Annotated in this window: 2 protein-coding genes and 2 pseudogenes; 2 read left to right on the top strand and 2 right to left on the bottom strand. The window is 70.4% G+C overall.

All coding sequences use genetic code 11. The annotated features are described in order from the left end of the window. A pseudogene (locus ACWF94_RS35260) lies at positions 1–110 on the top strand (pseudouridylate synthase); the annotation flags it as partial. Between the two features lie 77 nt (positions 111–187). Here the strand turns inward: ACWF94_RS35260 and ACWF94_RS35255 are convergent. Together ACWF94_RS35255 and ACWF94_RS35250 are read right to left on the bottom strand one after the other, a co-directional pair. Continuing rightward, positions 188–817, bottom strand: coding sequence for an MBL fold metallo-hydrolase (locus ACWF94_RS35255; RefSeq protein ID WP_453498210.1), 630 nt, complete (start codon positions 815–817; stop codon positions 188–190). Beyond that, positions 817–1,914 (bottom strand): S-(hydroxymethyl)mycothiol dehydrogenase, encoded by a 1,098-nt coding sequence (locus ACWF94_RS35250; protein ID WP_453498207.1) that lies wholly within the window; start codon positions 1,912–1,914, stop codon positions 817–819. The genes ACWF94_RS35255 and ACWF94_RS35250 overlap by 1 nt, the downstream gene beginning before the upstream one ends. A 248-nt stretch (positions 1,915–2,162) precedes the next feature. Here ACWF94_RS35250 and phsA point away from each other — a divergent pair. Next, a pseudogene (phsA, locus tag ACWF94_RS35245) lies at positions 2,163–4,093 on the top strand (O-aminophenol oxidase PhsA). Positions 4,094–4,100: the final 7 nt, after the last annotated feature.

Here is a 4,100-nt window from a genome sequence, read left to right as displayed (position 1 = left end):
GGTCCCGTCCGCTCCGGCTGCTGGCGAAGGTGCTGGAGTTCACCGATCCGGTGACGGGAGAGCCGTACCGCTTCGAGAGCCGGCTGCGGCTGTCCCGCCGGCCGGGCTGATCCGGCTGACCCACCGGCCCGGCTGCCCCGCACCAGCGGCTGACCCGCATCACCGGCTGACACACAGCGGCCGGGGTTCAGTGGCCGCGCCGGATCCACTCCTCCAGGTGGGGGGCTTCGTCGCCGATGGTGGTGGGGTCGCCGTGTCCCGTACGGACCACCGTCCCCGGCGGCAGCGTCAGCAGCCGGTCGCGGATCGAGGCGACGATCGTCGGGAAGTCGGAGAACGACCGGCCGGTGGCGCCCGGCCCGCCCCGGAAGAGGGTGTCGCCGCTGAAGACGGTGGCCAGGCCGGGGGCGTACAGACAGACCGCGCCCGGGGCGTGGCCAGGGGTGTGCAGCACGGTCAGTCCGGTGCCCGCGACCGCGAGGGTCTGGCCGTCGGACAGTTCGCCGTCCGGGGCGCGGTCGGGGTGGGTCAGTTTCCACAGCGGCAGATCGTCGGGGTGCAGCAGGATCGGCGCTCCGGTCGCGGCGGCGAGCGCGGGTGCCGCGTCGATGTGGTCGTTGTGGGCGTGGGTGCAGACGATCGCGCGGAGCGTACGGCCCGCGAGCGCGGCCTCGATGGCCGGGGCGTCGTGCGCGGCGTCGATGACGACGGCCTCCGTGTCGTCACCGACGATCCAGACGTTGTTGTCGACGTCCCAGGTGCCGCCGTCGAGCGAGAAGGTGCCCGAGGTGACGAGGCGGTCGATCCGGGCGGCCATCAGAGGACCACGACCGAGCGCAGCACATCGCCCTCGTGCATCCGGGCGAACGCCTGCTCGACATCGCCGAGCCCGATCGTCTCGGTGACGAACGCGCCGAGGTCGATGCGTCCCTGCTGGTGCAGATCGATCAGCATGGGGAAGTCGCGGGAGGGCAGGCAGTCCCCGTACCAGGAGGACTTGAGCGAGCCGCCGCGCCCGAACACGTCGAGCAGCGGCAGTTCCAGCTTCATCTCCGGGGTCGGTACGCCGACGAGGACGACCGTGCCCGCCAGATCGCGGGCGTAGAACGCCTGCCGGTACGTCTCCGGGCGGCCGACGGCCTCAATGACGACGTCCGCGCCGAAGCCGCCGGTCAGCTCGCGGATGGCCTCGACCGGGTCGGTGGAGCGGGAGTTGACGGTGTGGGTCGCGCCCATCGTGGTCGCCGTGGTCAGTTTGCGGTCGTCGATGTCGACGGCGATGATCCGGGCCGCGCCCGCGAGGCGCGCGCCGACGATCGCCGCGTCCCCGACGCCGCCGCAGCCGATGACGGCGACGGTGTCGCCGCGGCCGACCTCCCCGGTGTTGATGGCGGCGCCGATGCCCGCCATCACTCCGCAGCCGAGGAGCCCGGCGACGGAGGCGGAGACGGCCGGGTCGACCTTGGTGCACTGGCCCGCGGCGACGAGGGTCTTCTCAGCGAAGGCGCCGATACCGAGCGCCGGGGAGAGTTCGGTCGCTGCCCCTGAACCCCCGGCCAGGGTCATCTTCTGCCGTGCGTTGTGGGTGTCGAAGCAGTACCAGGGGCGACCGCGCCGGCAGGCCCGGCAGCGCCCGCAGACGGCACGCCAGTTCAGGACGACGAAGTCCCCGGGCGCCACCTCGGTGACTTCGGCGCCGACGGCCTCGACCACACCCGCCGCCTCGTGCCCGAGGAGGAAGGGGAAGTCGTCGTTGATCGCTCCCTGCTTGTAGTGCAGATCGGTGTGGCAGACCCCGCATGCCTGCACCTTCACCACGGCCTCACCGGGGCCGGGGTCCGGGACGACGATCGTCTCGACCCGCACCGGCTCGTTCTTCCCCGGCGCGATGACACCTTGCACCTGCTGCGACATCAAAAAACCCGCCTTCTCCGCGCTTCCTGGCACATCGGTCGCCACCACTATGGACTGCCTCGGCGGCGCCCCGCGATGACCGAGAGGCACGCTACACACTGGGCCGTACGGGGGCACTTTTCGCCAGATCGACCGGAAGGTGCAACTCCGGCACACCGGTACATGTCTTGCTTCACGCAGGACCACGCAGGATCACGCAGGAAGCACACAGGAACGCATACGGACCACTCATGCACGGGGGAAGTCGCATGACCACGACCACCGAACCTTCCAACAACATCCCAGCCACCGCGCCCGCACCAGCACCAGCACCAGCACCAGCCGTCGGATACCTCACCGAGCGGCCGGTCCCGGCACCGTGCGGCGAGCTGACGCCGTACGTCGACCCGCTGACGGTGCCCGATGTGCTGCGGCCGGACGAGCCGGACGTCCGCCAGGAAATCGAGATCGCGCTGCGCCCGACCTGGGTACGGATGCACTCACAGCTGCCGCCGACCCTGATGTGGGGCTACAACGGCACCGTGCCCGGCCCGACGATCGAGGTCCGGCGCGGGCAGCGCATCCGGATCGCCTGGACCAACCGGATCCCGCTGGGCAGTGAGTATCCGGTCACCGCCGTGGAGGTGGGCCCGACCCCACCGAACCAGCCGCGTCCGCACAACCGGCCGGGGCGCGAGGGGGTGAAACCGGACAGGAACGTGGCGGCGCTGCCCGCCTGGTCGGTGACCCATCTGCACGGCGCGCAGACCGGTGGCGGCAACGACGGCTGGGCGGACAACTCGGTCGGCTTCGGGGACGCGCAGCTCGCGGAGTATCCGAACGACCATCAGGCCGTGCAGTGGTGGTACCACGACCACGCCATGAACATCACCCGCTGGAACGTGTACGCGGGACTCGTGGGCACCTATCTGATCAGGGACGACGAGGAGGACGCCCTCGGGCTGCCGTCCGGCGCGCGGGAGCTGCCGCTGATCCTCACCGACCGCAATCTCGACACCGACGACGACGGACAGCTCAACGGCCGGCTGCTGCACAAGACCTCGATCCTGGTCTCCACCCGGAGACGGGCAAGCCGGTGTCGCTGCCCTTCGTCGGCCCGTACTCCACGGTGAACGGCACCATCTGGCCGCATCTCGACGTCGACGCCGACTGGTACCGCTTCCGGCTGGTGAACGCGTCGAACGCGCGCATCTACAACCTGGTGCTGGTGGACGAGGACGACAACCCGGTCCCGGGGCTGGTGCGGCAGATCGGCAGCGACGGCGGACTGCTGCCGCGTCCGGTGCCGGTGGACTTCACGGACGGCTCGCCGCTGATCGTGGCGCCCGCCGAGCGCTTCGATCTGCTGATCGACTTCCGCAAGGTCGCCGGGCGGAGGCTGCGGCTGGTCAACAAGGGCCGCAACGAGGCCCCGGGGGTGCCCGACCTGGCGGACAGCGTTCCCTTTCCGCAGGTCATGGAGTTCCGGGTCGGCGAGGCCGAGGAGACGGACCACTCCGCACCGGACCACTCCGCACCGGCCGGGTTCAGGCTGCCCGATGTGCTCTCGGCGTCGTTCCGGCGGTTCGACCACGCCGCCGTCGATCACGGTCACCGGCTGATCGTGCTGACCCCGCCGTCGACGGTCGGGGGCGGTGGCCATCCGGAGATCTGGGAGATGGCCGAGCTGACGGACGCCGGTATCGCGGTGCCGGCTGAGGGTGTGATCCAGGTCCAGGGCCCGGACGGCAAGCTGCGTACCTACCGGCGTATCTCACGCACCTTCAACGACGGTCTCGGGATCACCGTCGGCGAGGGCACATACGAGCAGTGGTCGTTCCTGAATCTGGGGTTCCCGGTGCATCCGATGCACATTCATCTGGCGGACTTCCAGGTGCTGTCCCGGGAGGCTTACACGGTCACCGGCTTCGACCCGGCGCTCGGCGGGACGCGTACGCCGGTTGTCTTCGACCCGGACCGGGGGCTCACCGTGCCGCCGAACGAGCAGGGCTGGAAGGACGTGTTCCGGGTCACGGAGGCGGAGCAGGTGACGGTGATGGGTCACTTCGACGGGGCGTACGGGCGGTTCATGTACCACTGCCATCTGCTGGAGCACGAGGACATGGGGATGATGCGGCCGTTCGTCGTGATGCCCCCCGAGGTGCTGAAGTTCGACCACGGCGGGGGCCACCACCACTGAGGGCGGT

Source organism: Streptomyces sp. NPDC055078 (genome assembly GCF_053607985.1).
Note: the sequence above shows the minus strand (reverse complement) of the source record. Positions and strands in the feature narration are given on the sequence as shown.